This window comes from Candidatus Methylacidiphilales bacterium (genome assembly GCA_033875315.1).
Lineage (GTDB): Bacteria > Verrucomicrobiota > Verrucomicrobiia > Methylacidiphilales > CAZTYG01 > JANRJG01.
Genome location: JANRJG010000037.1, coordinates 21,178 through 35,002 on the forward strand (window position 1 = coordinate 21,178; position 13,825 = coordinate 35,002).

Here is a 13,825-nt window from a genome sequence, read left to right on the forward strand (position 1 = left end):
GAGGGCGGGGCCGGGGTTACTCTGCGCAGTCGCCGCTGGGGGGGCTGGAAGGGCTGGGGAAAGAGGTGTCGGGGTTGGTTTTGATACGGCGACTGCGCACGGGTTTTTTGGAACGGGAGGTGCGGGTGGCGGGCGCGGGTGTAGGGAGGAAGGGTTTCACGAAGGCGTCTTCGAAGGTGAAGATGGAGGAGAAGTCCTCGGGTTTGTCGTTCTCGCTTTTGCCGAGCACACCCTTCTGGACGAGGTTGAAAACGATCTGGCCGAAGTGTTCGCACTGGGTGATGCCCCACTCGTTGAGGACCATCATGCCCATGGGGCCGAATTCCTTGAGGGTGTATTGGCGGATGCCGTCGAGAAGCTCCGGGCCGGTGACGTGGCGGGGGACGGAACCGCTGCTGCGTTTGTGCATTTTCAGGGTGAAATCAAGGCCCTCACGGACGAAGCGGTAGGCCTGGGCGTCGAAACGGGTGTCTTCTAGGAGGATTTCCGTCACGACCTGGTCAAAATTGCTTTTCTGCATAGGTGCGAGCTACCTCATAGGCGATTCCACGGACTTTGTCCATGGGGTGTTGTTGCGGGTGAGGATGAGGCCGGAGCCGAGGACCAGAAGGGCCGCGGCGAGAACGACGAGGCGGGTTTGGATCGGCGTCAGATTCATCCCACCACCATATTAACGAGCTTCCCGGGAACGACAATGACCTTGCGCACGATTTTCCCATCCAGCCAGGCATTAAAATCGGGGTGCGCGCGGACTTTGGCCTCATACTCGCCCTGGGGAAGAGCGGTCGGGACGGTGAGGCGGCCGCGGAGTTTGCCATTGAACTGGATGACGATTTCGACTTCATCCTCAACCAAGGCGGCGGGGTCGTAGGCGGGCCAACCTTCATGGCTGAGGGAATGCGGGTGGCCGAGGACGGACCAGAGTTCCTCGGAGAGGTGGGGGGCGAAGGGGGCGAGAAGGAGGACGAGGGTGTCGATGACCGACTTGGGGCGGGTGTCCAAGGGGGTCAGTTCGTTGGTCAGGACCATGAGGGCGGAAATGGCGGTGTTGAACTGGAGGGTTTCGATGTCGCCGGTGACCTTCTTGATGGTGGTGTGGAGGGTCTTGTGCAGGGCGGGGGGGACGGGGGCGTCGACCACGCTGCCGTTGAAGACCCACGAACCATCCTCCTGTTCTTTCATGACCAGACGCCACACGCGGCCGAGGAAGCGGTAGACGCCCTCGACGCCCTTGCTGCTCCAGGGTTTGACCTGTTCCAGGGGACCCATGAACATTTCGAAGAGGCGCATCGCGTCGGCGCCGTACTCGCCGATGATGTCGTCGGGGTTGACGACATTGCCGAGGGACTTGGACATTTTCTGGCCGTCCTCGCCCAGGATCAGGCCCTGGTTGACCAGTTTGTGGAAGGGTTCGGCGGTGGAGACGACGCCGAGGTCGAAAAGGACCTTGTGCCAGAAACGGGCGTACAGGAGATGCAGGACGGCGTGTTCGGCACCACCGACGTAAAGGTCGACGCCTTTTTCACCCATCCAGTAGCGCTCGACGGTGGGATCGATGGGCGCCAGATCATTGTTGGGATCACAGTAACGGAGGTAATACCAACACGATCCGGCCCATTGGGGCATGGTGTTGGTTTCACGGGTGGATCCGTCGGGGAGTTTGAGCCAGTCGCTGGCTTTGGCCAGCGGGGCCAAGCCCTCGGGGCTTGGACGGAAATCGTCCATTTCCGGGAGGAGCAGCGGCAGTTCGTTCTCTCCGATGGGGCGGTGTTGTCCGTCCCGCCAGACGATGGGGAAGGGTTCGCCCCAGTAACGCTGGCGGGAGAAGAGCCAGTCGCGGAGTTTGTATTGGACGGCGCCGCGACCAAGGTTCTTTTCCTGCAACCAAGCGATCATGCGCGATTTGGCCTCCGGAGTGGGGAGGCCGTCGAGGAATCCGGAATGGACGGCGGTGCCTTCGCCGCTGAAACAGCCCTCGACGGCCTTGGGGGGCCTGACCACCTCCACCACGGGAAGGTTGAATTTCTGCGCAAAGGCGTGATCGCGTTCGTCGTGGGCAGGGACGGCCATGATGGCACCGGTGCCGTAGCCCATGAGGACGTAGTCGGCGATCCAGACGGGGATTTCCTTTCCGTTGACGGGATTGATCGCATAGGCCCCGGTGAATTCACCGGTTTTGTCCTTGGCCAGGTCGGTGCGTTCGAGGTCGGTCTTGCTGGCTACTTTCTGGCGGTAGGCGTCGACGGCGGCACGGTGGCCGGGCTTGGTGAGGGCATCGACCAGGGGGTGTTCCGGGGAAAGTACGAGATAGGTTGCGCCAAAGAGGGTGTCGGGGCGGGTGGTGTAGACCTCGAGGGGACTCGCGGAATTCGGGATTTGAAATTGGACGAAGGCCCCTTCGGAGCGTCCGATCCAGTTGCGCTGCATTTCCTTGAGCGATTCGGGCCAGTCGAGGACGTCGAGGTCGGCCAGCAGGCGGTCGGCGTAGGCGGTGATTTTCAGCATCCACTGGCGGAGGGGCCGTCGTTCGACGGGGTGGTTGCCGCGTTCCGAGCGGGGTCCCTGGTCGGTGTTGAGGACTTCCTCGTTGGCCAAAACGGTGCCAAGCGCGGGGCAGTACCAAACGGGGGCCTCACTGACGTAGGCCAGGCCTTTTTTGTAGAGCTGGAGAAAGATCCACTGGGTCCAACGGACATACTTCGGATCGGTGGTGTCGACTTCACGGTCCCAGTCGTAGGAAAAGCCCAGGGCCTTGATCTGGCGGCGGAAGTTGTCGATGTTGCGTTTGGTGGTGATGCGGGGGTGGGTGCCGGTCTGGATGGCGTGTTGTTCGGCCGGCAGACCGAAGGCGTCCCAGCCCATGGGGTGGAGTACGTTGAAGCCGCGCATGCGTTTGTAGCGGGCGAGGATGTCGGTGGCGGTGTAGCCCTCGGGGTGGCCGACATGCAGGCCGGCCCCGGAGGGGTAGGGGAACATGTCGAGGATGTAATACTTGGGCTTTTCCGAGCCTGGTTCACCGGGATTGGCGGCGCGGAAGCTGCGGTTCGTTTCCCAATGGGCCTGCCACTTGGGTTCGAAGTCGCGGAAAGGGAACTGCTTGCGTGTCGGGGTCTGCATGGTCGGGGAAGAAAAAAATACAGATTGAAGCCACTAATGCACACTGATTTTCGCGCAACCCGAGAATTCCCAAAATTAGTGTTTATGCGCGGCCGCAAGTGGTTTAAGCGCTGTCTATGCAGACGATCCTCATCGCCACCGGCAACCGGGGCAAGGCGCGGGAATTCCAGGAAATGATCGGACATGCCTGGAGGGTGTTGACCCTGCGGGATCTTCCCGAAGCCCCCACGGTGGAGGAGGATGGGGCGACCTTTGAGGCCAATGCGTGCAAAAAGGCCCTGGCTTTGGTGCCGCACTTTGACGGACCGATTCTGGCCGATGATTCCGGGTTGGAGGTCGATGCCTTGGGCGGTGCACCGGGTGTGTTTTCTGCACGCTATGCCGGAGTTCATGGAGATGATGCGGCCAACAACCGGAAGTTGATGGAGGCGATGCGCGACGTTCCGGAGGCGGCGCGAGGGGCGCAGTTCCATTGCGTCCTGGCCTGGGTGGAGGGCGGAATCGTCCGGGGTACCTACGAGGGGATTTGTCGCGGGCGCATTCTCCGGGAAGGCCGGGGGACGAACGGTTTTGGATACGATCCTCTTTTCCAGCCGGAAGGATTCCTCCACACGATGGCCGAGCTGGACCCCGGAGAAAAACATGCGCTCAGCCATCGCGGCAAAGCCATGAGGCTGGCGGTGGAGGCATTGAACAAAAAGTAGAGCGTTTGTCGGGGGATGGCGAGCGGGCTTGGATTCAGACCAATCTTGCCGGGAGGGGCCTGGAAGCTAAGATACCGGCGTGGAGGTTTTTTTCGGAATCTGCCTGGGACTCGGTCTGGCGGCGGCATCGGGAATGCGCGTCACGGTGCCCGCCCTGGTGCTGGCCATCGCGGCCAAGAGCGGTCATGTCACACTGGCCGAGCATTTCCAATGGCTGGCCACCACTCCGGCCTTGATTTGTCTGGGGGTGGCGGCGTTATTGGAAATAGCGGGCTATTTCATTCCCTGGGTCGACCACCTGCTCGGCAGTATCGCCACCCCGGCCGCGGTGATAGCGGGAACCCTGGTCGCGGCGTCGACGATGGGGCACCTCGATCCCTGGCTCCAGTGGACCCTGGCGGTGATTGCCGGGGGAGGGGCGGCGGGAACGGTGCAGCTGGGGACGGTGGCGGCGCGGGCCTTGTCGCTGTTCACCACCGGGGGGATCGCCAATCCCGTGGTGTCGTTGCTGGAGTTTCTTGGTTCGTTGCTGCTGTCGGTTTTGAGCGTGTTGTTGCCCCTGCTGGGTCTGATCCTGGCGTCGATGGTCTTGCTGGTTTTGTGCGGGGCGATTCTTCTGTGGAGAACACGCCGGGTTCAGGCGCACTGATTTATTTCCGGTTGCCATGGCGGGAGGGCGCTCCAAAATGGAGGTATGGCCGCGACCTTGATGCAGTCGGCTTCGGAACGACTATTGGAGCCGCTCAAGTTGTTCCCACTCCCTGCCGATACGACAGAAATCCTCCAAGCAGCCGAGGCACGCTATGGATTTTCAATCCCGGTCCGCATGGATGACGGATCCTTGCGGGTTTTTCAAGGCTACCGCGTGCAATACAACCGCCTGCGCGGCCCGGCCAAGGGGGGGATACGGTTCCATCCGGCGGTCAATCTGGATGAGGTGACCTCGCTGGCTTTCTGGATGACCTTCAAGTGTGCGGTGGTTGACATCCCCTACGGCGGGGGCAAAGGCGGGGTGGAAGTCGACACCAAGTTGCTTTCCCCGCGCGAACTCGAGCGCCTGAGCCGGGGTTACATCAATGCCTGTGCGCACCTCATCGGTCCGGACAGCGACATCCCGGCGCCGGACATGTACACCAACGAACGCGTCATGGGTTGGATGATCGACCAGTACAACATCATCCACCGGAGCCAGCAGCCGGCGGCATTGACAGGCAAACCACTGGCGCTGGGAGGAACGCGCGGGCGGACCGAGGCCACCGGACGGGGCGGCTTCCATGTCCTCGAGGCCCTGTTGGAACGCCTCAAACTCAAGCGCGAGATCACTCGCGTGGTCGTGCAGGGTTTTGGCAATGTCGGATACTATGCGGCGCTGACGATGGCCGAGGCGGGGTACATCGTGCAGGCGGTGTCGGGTTCGCAGGGGGGGATTTATCGCGCCTCGGGTTTCTCCCCGGCCGAGTTGCAGGAGGCCTATGGGGCGGGTTCGCTGACGGCCTGGGGTGAGGCCCGGGACTGCCGGTTGTTGACCCAGGCCGAGCTCTTGTCGCTGGAAGCGGAGGTGCTTGTGCCTGCGGCGTTGGAAAACCAGATCCATGCCGGGAACGCCGGGGCCGTGCGTGCGCGGGTGGTTTTGGAGTTGGCCAACGGACCGGTGACCCCGGAGGCGGACCTGATTTTGGAAAAGATGGGCGTCGTGGTGGTTCCGGACATTCTGGCCAATGCGGGCGGCGTGACAGTGAGTTACTTTGAATGGGTGCAGAACCGGCAGGGTTTTTACTGGCCCCTAGAGCTGGTGCGGCAGCGGCTGGAGGAGATCATGCACCGGTCGACCCGGGAAGTGGCCCATCTGGCCGACCGGCACGGGTGCAGCCTGCGCACGGCGGCTTATGTGCTGGCGCTGCAGCGGATCAATGCGGCGGTAGAGGCCCGGGGGACACGGACGTTTTTCCAGCGGTAGGGGTAGGAACTTTTGGCCCTAGCCTGTCATTTAAAACGGAGTGAGCCGATGGCGGGTGCGGGAATCGACGGCTGCGCATCTGGCCTTGCTTCATGGGGCTGATTTGGCAGTATTTCACGTTTTCCAGAGATGAAGACAGTCAAATACGGAATATTCAGCGACATCCACAGCAATCTGGAAGCCCTGATTGCGGTCCTGAAGGACATGAAGGAACAGGGCGTGACCCATACGGTCTGCCTGGGCGACGTCGTTGGCTACAACGCCAACCCCCGCGAATGCCTGAAAATCGTCCGCACCCTCGGCTGTCCGTTGATCAAGGGGAACCACGATGACATCGTGGCCAGCAACCAGGACGCGCGCCACTTCAATGCCCTGGCGGGCGAGGGCATCTCGCATTCCAAGAAATTGCTCAACGACGAGGAGAAGTCCTACCTCCGTACCCTCCCGATGCAGGCACGGATCGCCGATTTCACCGTGGTCCACGCGTCGCTTGACGATCCGGAGGACTGGAATTACGTCAACACCGGCCTGGAAGCCGAGAGCAGTTTCACCTACCAACACACCCAGCTTTGTTTCTGTGGCCACACCCACATCGCCAAAATCTTCATCCGCGAGCGTGAAGTGCGCGAGGTGCAGAAATCGCAGAGGCTCGAATTGAAAAAGAACTGCCGCTACCTGGTCAACGTGGGTGCGGTGGGTCAACCGCGTGACCGCGACTGGCGTTCGAGCTACGTCATCTACCAGCCGGAGGCCAAGGTCTTGGAATTCCGCCGGGTGGCCTACGACCTGGAGACCTGCCAATCGAAGATCATGGATTTGGGTTTGCCCGAACCTCTGGCCGCCCGCCTGGCCATGGGGGTCTGAGACGAGTCAGCCATGGCGCGACGCATTTTCCGCTGGCTGCACCGCAGAAAGATGTCCCGCAGTCATTTGCGTGGAGGTCGGCTGCACCGCTGGTTCGGGGACCATCTATTCAACCCCCACCTGTGGATGCTGGAGCGCGAGGGCGTTTCGCGGGCCATGTTCTGGGGCCTGCTCATCTGCCTGAGTCCGTTCTTCGGACTGCACTTTATTCTCGGCATTGCGGTGGCGATGTACTTCCGGGCCAACATTCCCGTGACCATCATCGTGCAGGTGCTGACCAACCCGGCGACGGCGGTACTGTATTATCCGGCTGCTTACGCTCTGGGGGCCAGATTGTTGGGCCATTCCGTGGTGCACCGTTCACGGCTGATGGAAGTACTCAAGGGAGGAAGCTTTCAGGACTGGATGAACCTTCTGCAACAGATCTGGGTGCCGTTGTTCCTGGGGTGTTTTTTGTGCGGCATCACTGCGGCGGTGACGGCCTGGTTCTTGGTGAACTGGTGCTGGCCGAAAGCCAAAAAAACCACCCCGCCAAGCCCTGTTGACAAAGGGCCTATCCGGACTCCGACGGGGTGATTTCGCGATGTCATATCCATTTTAACCGATCAGGTTCTTTGCCCATTCCTGGACATGTTTTCAGGCTTTTCGCCGGCCGTTGACTGCGCTAAATAGAAAAAAGTGCAACTCGATGAAGAGGGAGGATATTCGCCGGGCTTGGTTTTTGGTCTGCTCGGCGGGCTGGCCGTCCTAGTTGCTTTGGCATGGGCCTTCTTTTTTTTCCCGGGCGGGGGCACGGTTTCACGGCATGTGACCGGTGGAGGATTTTCCTCCGGTTCTTCTGGTATGGAGGTGGGTTGGGATGTCTGCAACGTCGGTCCGGGACAGTCCCTCCGGGTGGATGTGGATATCCGGGAGCGGCGATCCGGAGCCCTGAATGTTTGCATTTGGAATGCGGCCTTTTTCTCGTTTCCCAAGATTATTGAAACCCACCGGCTGGTGCGGGAAGGGCGGGACGAATGGCGCTTCCGCCCCCCACACCCTGGACGTTACCGGGTGACTTTTTCACCGGTGCCCGACGGGCACGGTTATGACTTCAAATACGAAGCCTCCTGGAAAGTGGAATGATCAACCCCGTCAGCGGCGCAGGTTGGCGCCGCGCTCGGACCAACGCGGGGGACCGCCGGAGGAACTCCGCGGGGGACGGAGGTTGGGATGTTGTTCCTTGCCGATGGTTTCCCATCCCCGGATGCGGAAGACATCGACAAAGACATCGTAGTTCGGCTCATAGCCTTTGTAATCGGTGAACTCGCCATAAAGGCGATAGGTCATGCCGTCGTCGCCGGTCGGTCGTCCGTAGTGGCGGCCGGGCGCGACGGATTTCCCCGGGGCTTCTTCCAGCATGACCCATTTGGCGCTGCCCCAGGACTGTTTGTCTTTTTTGATCCAGCCCCATCCGGCGTAACGGTCGATGACCGCGCGGTGGCCGATCCAAATGGGGCCGGTGCGGTCGCCGGAACTGGTGGGGATGGGCTTCTTGGGCTTTTCCGCGGGGAGGTTTTGTTGGGAAAACTCGTCCGAGGGTGCGGGGTCGGATGGGGCGGAGTTGTCGGCCGGGGCAGAGCTGGCGGGAAGAGAAGAAGGCGCGGAATTGTCGGCCGGGGCAGGAGGGGTTGAGGGTGCGGAAGCTGGAGTAGGGTTCGGGTCCACCGCCGGAGCCGGGGAAGTTTCGACCGTGGGCGCCGGTTTGTCTGGTAGCGGCGTGACAACCGGTGCGTCCTGCGCCCGGAGCAAGGGGGAAGCCAGGACAATCAAACAAGCGGTCAAGATGAAGTGGGGGGTGCGTTTCATGGTGATTTACTTGGTCCAGTATCCGCCGGGGGTTGAAATCACCGGGATGCCGCCGCCGGAATAATCCGTTTTGCCGACGGCGCCGATCATGCGGGCACCCGTCGCCCTCTGCCACGCGTTCGTGTATTCCTCGCCGGAATGGCAGCCCCAACTGCGCGTGTAGGCATTGGGGGCGAATGATTTGTGATTGAGTTTGGGGAGGTCGTTGATGTGCAAGCAGAGCGGGGCGGCCACGGCGCCGTCGAGGCGGTTGCTGTAGTCGAACATCCAGTTGCGTTTGTTGGAGTGGCCGAAGTATTCCAGTCTAGAAATCTTGACCTTGCTGCGGTCCTGCCCGCGGTTGATGTATTCGATGAACTCGTCGCGGGAACTGAACCAGACCACTTTGGCGCCGGTCGGGCGGATGCGGTTCTCCACCTCGGTGATGACATCGAATTCCGCCTCGGTCATACGGGATTCATAACTCGGACGGAAAACCATCCAGGTGAACGTGTCTTCCTTTGGTATCTCTTCTTTGATCTGGTTGTAGCGCAGCACCCCGGCGTGGATGAAGTTGCCCCAGAATTTGTCATGGCTGCTGACTTTGTGTTTTTCGAAATAGCGCAAGGCCGGGCCTCCGCTGACGAAGATTTGCTCATCGGCCCGGAGGGCAGGGGAAAGGAACAGGCTGAAATGGCAGAGAAGGCAGGCCAGACAGGCCGGAAGAACACGTGCGGGCATCGGTAGAACGTAGCAAGCCCGCGTTACCTGCCAACGGGAAAAACAGAGGGTTTGATTTGGGGTCGGTTGGCAGGAACTCGGACCGCGAACCAACCCCTGCAAGCGGGGGCGGTTCGACGATGGGGAAGAAAAATTGTGGGTTGGCTGGGACTCGAACCCAGAACCAATACCTTAAAAGGGTACTGCTCTACCATTGAGCTACCAACCCGGAGAGGTTTCCGCCAAGGGACGCGAAATAGAGCGAAAACAATCGCCGAACCATTTTGTGTGTCAACGCGGAATTCGTGTCGCAGAGGGTCGCCATAGGTTTGGTGTTGAATTGCTACTTGCTTCGAACGGCTTAAATGATAATCAATTATCAATATGGATTCGTCCAATCGCCTCTTTTGTCCATTGATCTTCAGTTTGTTGGCTTTTGCAGGGTGCTCGCCAACGCCCGATGGGGAAACTCCGGTCAATGCATCGGCCCCTGTTCATCGGCTCAAGGTGGTGGCTTCTTTTCTTCCCATCTACGCCCACACCTCGCGGGTGGCCGGTGGAAGCGCCGATGTGACCATGCTGCTCCAATCCGACAGCGGTCCGCATGACTACCAACTGGCTCCGGATGATATGAAGCGCATCGCTGACGCCGACCTGTTCGTCGTCAATGGTGGAGGCATCGAGGCCTGGTTGGATGATTTGGTGCAAGCGGTCGGAAGTCCGCGCTTGAAAGTGGTCGATACAGGGGTGGGCATCGTTCCCTCCGACGTTCCGGAGGAAATCACGTTGGGGCAATCGGGACAGAAGCATCGTCATGAACATGTCCACGAATCCGAAGAAGGCATCAACCCGCATTACTGGCTCGATCCGGTCCATGCCATCTCCCAAGTGGAAGTGATCCGGGACGCCCTGATTTCCGCTGATCCAAACCAAGGCGGGAGTTATCAGGCCAACGCCGCTGCCTACATATTGGAATTGCAGGCCCTGCATGCGGCATTCCAGACGGCCCTGGACACGCTCCCGGGGAAGAATCTGGTCACTTTCCATGATGCTTTCCCTTACTTTGCCCGCCGTTATGGATTGAATTATGTGGGGTTCATCGAGGCTTTTCCCGAAAAAGATCCCAGCCCGCGTCAACTGAAGGCACTGGTCGACGCCATCCGCCGGAACCAGGTCAAAGTGCTGTTTGCCGAAACCGGCTACGCCCCGGCGATTCTCCGGACCCTGGCCGCCGAGACCGGGGCCCGGGTGGCGGAGTTGGATACCCTGGAAGTGGGGGAACCCGTGCCCGACGCCTATCTGGTGCGGATGAGAAACAATTTGCGGGCGTTGCAGCAGGCGGCCCCCTGATGGTAAGTTTGAATCTTCTTTTTGTGGATACCGGGCAACCTTTGATCGAACTACAGGATGTTGGCGTCGCCTACGGCGGGGCCTGGGCGCTGCGTCATGTTTCCCTCAACATCCAGAAAGGAGAGATCCTCTCCCTGGTTGGTCCGAATGGCGCGGGCAAGTCCACCCTGCTCAAAACGATGATGGGTTTTGTCCAACCGGCCGAGGGCACCGTCCGCCTGAACACCGGGCGCGGGGTGCGCAGCGTGGGCTACGTTCCGCAGAAACTCGACATCGACAAGACGGTTCCTTTCACGGTGGGCGAACTCCTGACCCTGAATATGCCGGGCACCCGTTTCTGGTTCGGCGGACAAACCACCGGGCAGCGCAGCCAGGCCGTCGATGTCCTGCACCAGCTGGACGCCTGTGCCCTCATCGACCGCCAGATCGGCCAGCTCTCCGGCGGCGAATTCCAACGGGTCATGATCGCTTACGCCTTGTTGCAAAAGCCGCAGGTGCTCTTGCTGGATGAGCCCCTAACCGGGGTGGACAAACTCGGGGCCGAGCTCCTGGAGGATCTCATTTTGCAATTGCGAGGGGAACGCCAGCTCACCTTGATCATCGTTTCCCACGACCTCCACCTGGTCAGCCATGTCTCCGACCGTGTGCTATGTCTCAACCAGACCCCCTGCGGTCTTGGATCCCCCCAAGAAGTACTCCAGGACCACCTGCTCGATGAAATCTACGGCACCCGGCGCCGCCATCACCACCAGCACCGCCACAGCCTGGCCGCTTAGCCTGCTCCTACTGCTGATACACCTTATCCTTCCTGCCACCACACCACGCTTCTCATGCACGATTTCCTGCAATACGAATTCCTCCGCAACACGCTCCTTGCCGCCATGTTGTTGGGGCCCACCTGCGCTTTGCTGGGGGTGTTTGTCACCCTGCGCGGCATGGCCTTTTTCAGCGACGCCCTGGCGCATTCCGCGTTGACCGGGGTGGCCCTGGGGTACTTAGTGCAGGAGATTTTCCATTTCCAGGTTCCCTTGCTTTTGGTTGTTCTGCTCTTCAGCTTCGGACTGGCCACGGTCATGGCCTACTTTTTTGAGAAAACCCGCCTGCGCGCCGACACCATCATCGCCTTCAGTTTCACCGGCAGTGTCGCACTGGGTGTGGTGGTGATTTCCGCCCTGGGCAAATACCGACTCATCGATGGCCTCCTCTTTGGTTCGATCCATGCCAACAGCCGGACCGACCTGGTTCTCCAGGCGGTCTTCTGCACCGGGTTGGTGGCGTTTTTGCTGGCCAATGTCAAACCCTACGCCCTGACCATCCTCCAGCCCGAACTCGCCCGTGCCCAGGGGGTCAATATGCAGCGCTTGAACTACTTTTTCGCCATGGCCATCGCCGCCACCGTGGCCATGGGTATGAAAATGGTTGGTGCCCTGCTGCTCAGTGCCCTGATCGTCGTCCCCCCGGCCGCGGCCAAGCTGGTCTCGGGCAACTTCCGCGGCATGCTGGTTATCGCCCCCGCGTTCGGACTCATCGCCGCCGTTGCCGGTGTGACCGGCTCCAATTCCCTTGGATTACCCACCGGCCCGACCATCGTCCTGACCAACGTGGCGGTCCTTTTGGTTTGCCTCGTGCTTTCTTCCCTCAAAAAATCGCCCAAGGTCGCTGACACCCCGCTGCCCAATTGAATCTTCCCAACCCATGAGCACTCCCATCCCCGTCACCATCCTGACCGGCTTCCTCGGGGCCGGCAAAACCACCCTCCTCAACCGCATCCTGACGGAAAACCACGGCCAGCGCATCGCGGTCATCGAAAACGAATTCGGCGAGGTCGGCGTCGACCACGAACTGGTCATCAACACCGACGAGGAAATCTTTGAGATGAACAACGGCTGCATCTGCTGCAAACTCAAGGAGTCGATATCTTCCGCATGAAAGGCATTCTCACCCTAAAAGGAGAAGACAATCGATTTGTCTTCCAGGGTGTTCATATGCTGTTTGATGGGATACGCGATCGCACCTGGAAGCCTGGAGAAACTCGCAAAAACGAACTGGTGTTTATTGGACGAAATTTAGATGCAGCCAAACTGAGAGAGGACTTTTTAGCGTGTATGGCTTAAGTGCTAATGGTAAAAAATTATTTGACCGACAGGTTTCGGAGACAGTCTCTGAATATGTAACGGGGTTGGCTTGGTCGCCTGACGGTAAAGTCTTAGCCGTTAGTTCAGCGGCAGGGGAAGTCATGCTGTGCCGGAATTTGCCCAATCAAAAGGGAAATAGTCTAACCCTGCTGCCCCTGCAACAAGGGAACGGGCGATCGGTGGACTGCGTAGCATTTTCCCAGGATGGGCAATTTCTTGCTGCTGGCGGTCAGGATGGACGGGTGAAAATTTGGCGCATTGAGCCAGAAGAGAGCCAATTAATTGCCACACTGGAAAATGCTCCAGCTTGGGTTGACACGCTTAGCTGGAGTCCCACAAGCAATTATCTTGCCTTTTGTTTAGGGCGTTACGTTCAAGTGTGGGATGCTGATGCGGGGGAAGTAGCAGCGACGCTGAATTTTGAGCTGTCGTCTGTACTGGGGATGTGCTGGCATCCAGACGGAGAACACCTGGCAGTTTGTGGCGATCGAGGAGTCAAGGTTTGGAATGCTTCATCTTGGGATGATGACCCCTATATCTTGGCTTTGCCTAGCGCGAGTGTTGCAATTGCTTGGTCGCCGGATGGCAAGTACATAGCTGCTGCTAATCTGGACAACACCCTAACAGTTTGGGAATGGGGATACCTCGACCCTTGGGTGATGCGCGGCTTTCCCGGTAAAATCCGCAGCTTGGCGTGGTCGAAACCAGTCACGGCGATAGGTGCTCCTCTATTAGCCGTGTCTAGCGTGGAAAGTGTTGTGGTTTGGGAACTGCACCCCAATCCAAGAGTAGGTTGGGATGGTCGAATGTTGGAGATTCATGAAGGTCTAGTACAGGCTTTAGCCTTTCAACCTGGCACCTTTCTCCTAGCATCAGCCGCTGACGACGGTCAAGTTTGTCTGTGGCACAAAGCCCAACAAGTCGCACAAAGTTTGGAAGGTGCACCCGACGGGTTTTCTTGTCTAGCTTGGCATCCTGGAGGACATCAACTTGCCGCTGGGGGTCAAAATGGCGAATTGCTGATTTGGTCAAAATCTAAAAGCGGTACGGGATTTGGAGGACGGTGAACTTATGAGTGTTACTGCCGAACTTACCCGCCTCATCGAACTATTTCAGTTTCCCCTCATGCAACGGGCACTCTTGGGGGGGGT

Annotated in this window: 17 protein-coding genes and 1 tRNA gene; 12 read left to right on the plus strand and 6 right to left on the minus strand. The window is 59.5% G+C overall.

Translation table 11 applies throughout. The features are described 5' to 3' along the window. Window positions 1-16: 16 nt before the first annotated feature. The 3 genes from SFU85_10420 to leuS are packed head-to-tail and all read right to left on the minus strand — an operon-like array spanning window position 17 to window position 3,117. On the minus strand, window positions 17-520 hold the full coding sequence (locus SFU85_10420) for a hypothetical protein (protein MDX6767191.1): 504 nt from the start codon (window positions 518-520) through the stop codon (window positions 17-19). A gap of 9 nt (window positions 521-529) precedes the next feature. Beyond that, the gene (locus SFU85_10425) at window positions 530-658 is read right to left on the minus strand and encodes a hypothetical protein (protein ID MDX6767192.1); all 129 of its coding nucleotides are present in this window, start codon (window positions 656-658) and stop codon (window positions 530-532) included. Next, a complete protein-coding gene (gene leuS, locus SFU85_10430) occupies window positions 655-3,117 on the minus strand; it encodes a leucine--tRNA ligase (protein ID MDX6767193.1) in 2,463 nt (820 codons plus the stop codon). Before leuS ends, SFU85_10425 begins: the two co-directional genes overlap by 4 nt. 116 nt (window positions 3,118-3,233) lie before the next feature. Here leuS and rdgB point away from each other — a divergent pair, with 116 nt between their 5' ends. From rdgB to SFU85_10460, 6 genes are all read left to right on the plus strand, one after another. Further along, the gene (rdgB, locus tag SFU85_10435; protein MDX6767194.1) at window positions 3,234-3,821 is read left to right on the plus strand and encodes an RdgB/HAM1 family non-canonical purine NTP pyrophosphatase; all 588 of its coding nucleotides are present in this window, start codon (window positions 3,234-3,236) and stop codon (window positions 3,819-3,821) included. Window positions 3,822-3,900: 79 nt separating this feature from the next. Further along, window positions 3,901-4,470: a DUF4126 domain-containing protein gene (locus SFU85_10440; GenBank protein MDX6767195.1), complete on the plus strand. Its 570-nt coding sequence runs from the start codon at window positions 3,901-3,903 to the stop codon at window positions 4,468-4,470. Window positions 4,471-4,515: 45 nt separating this feature from the next. Continuing rightward, the gene (locus SFU85_10445) at window positions 4,516-5,778 is read left to right on the plus strand and encodes a Glu/Leu/Phe/Val dehydrogenase (GenBank protein ID MDX6767196.1); all 1,263 of its coding nucleotides are present in this window, start codon (window positions 4,516-4,518) and stop codon (window positions 5,776-5,778) included. Between the two features lie 129 nt (window positions 5,779-5,907). Further along, window positions 5,908-6,642, plus strand: coding sequence for a metallophosphoesterase family protein (locus SFU85_10450; protein ID MDX6767197.1), 735 nt, complete (start codon window positions 5,908-5,910; stop codon window positions 6,640-6,642). Between the two features lie 12 nt (window positions 6,643-6,654). Further along, entirely contained in the window at window positions 6,655-7,218 is a 564-nt protein-coding gene (locus SFU85_10455; protein ID MDX6767198.1) for a DUF2062 domain-containing protein, read from the plus strand. Window positions 7,219-7,320: 102 nt separating this feature from the next. Then, complete coding sequence (locus tag SFU85_10460; GenBank protein MDX6767199.1) at window positions 7,321-7,767, plus strand: hypothetical protein; 447 nt, start codon at window positions 7,321-7,323, stop codon at window positions 7,765-7,767. Window positions 7,768-7,776: 9 nt separating this feature from the next. Here SFU85_10460 and SFU85_10465 read toward each other — a convergent pair whose 3' ends face one another. The 3 genes from SFU85_10465 to SFU85_10475 all read right to left on the minus strand — a co-directional run bounded on the left by SFU85_10465 (window position 7,777) and on the right by SFU85_10475 (window position 9,418). Next, the gene (locus SFU85_10465) at window positions 7,777-8,490 is read right to left on the minus strand and encodes a hypothetical protein (protein ID MDX6767200.1); all 714 of its coding nucleotides are present in this window, start codon (window positions 8,488-8,490) and stop codon (window positions 7,777-7,779) included. Window positions 8,491-8,496: 6 nt separating this feature from the next. Then, complete coding sequence (locus SFU85_10470; GenBank protein ID MDX6767201.1) at window positions 8,497-9,210, minus strand: hypothetical protein; 714 nt, start codon at window positions 9,208-9,210, stop codon at window positions 8,497-8,499. A gap of 136 nt (window positions 9,211-9,346) precedes the next feature. Next, window positions 9,347-9,418 (minus strand) — tRNA-Lys (locus tag SFU85_10475). A gap of 155 nt (window positions 9,419-9,573) precedes the next feature. Here SFU85_10475 and SFU85_10480 point away from each other — a divergent pair. The 6 genes from SFU85_10480 to SFU85_10505 are packed head-to-tail and all read left to right on the plus strand — an operon-like array spanning window position 9,574 to window position 13,741. Continuing rightward, window positions 9,574-10,539 carry a metal ABC transporter substrate-binding protein gene (locus SFU85_10480; GenBank protein ID MDX6767202.1) on the plus strand — a complete coding sequence of 322 codons (966 nt, stop codon included), beginning with the start codon at window positions 9,574-9,576 and terminating at the stop codon, window positions 10,537-10,539. A gap of 23 nt (window positions 10,540-10,562) precedes the next feature. Continuing rightward, window positions 10,563-11,315, plus strand: a complete 753-nt coding sequence (locus SFU85_10485; GenBank protein ID MDX6767203.1) for a metal ABC transporter ATP-binding protein — start codon at window positions 10,563-10,565, stop codon at window positions 11,313-11,315. Window positions 11,316-11,369: 54 nt separating this feature from the next. Beyond that, window positions 11,370-12,221 carry a metal ABC transporter permease gene (locus tag SFU85_10490; GenBank protein MDX6767204.1) on the plus strand — a complete coding sequence of 284 codons (852 nt, stop codon included), beginning with the start codon at window positions 11,370-11,372 and terminating at the stop codon, window positions 12,219-12,221. 13 nt (window positions 12,222-12,234) lie between these two features. Further along, a complete protein-coding gene (locus SFU85_10495; protein MDX6767205.1) occupies window positions 12,235-12,468 on the plus strand; it encodes a GTP-binding protein in 234 nt (77 codons plus the stop codon). Further along, window positions 12,465-12,653, plus strand: a complete 189-nt coding sequence (locus tag SFU85_10500; protein ID MDX6767206.1) for a GTP-binding protein — start codon at window positions 12,465-12,467, stop codon at window positions 12,651-12,653. Before SFU85_10495 ends, SFU85_10500 begins: the two co-directional genes overlap by 4 nt. Beyond that, window positions 12,641-13,741, plus strand: coding sequence for a hypothetical protein (locus SFU85_10505; protein MDX6767207.1), 1,101 nt, complete (start codon window positions 12,641-12,643; stop codon window positions 13,739-13,741). Before SFU85_10500 ends, SFU85_10505 begins: the two co-directional genes overlap by 13 nt. Window positions 13,742-13,825: the final 84 nt, after the last annotated feature.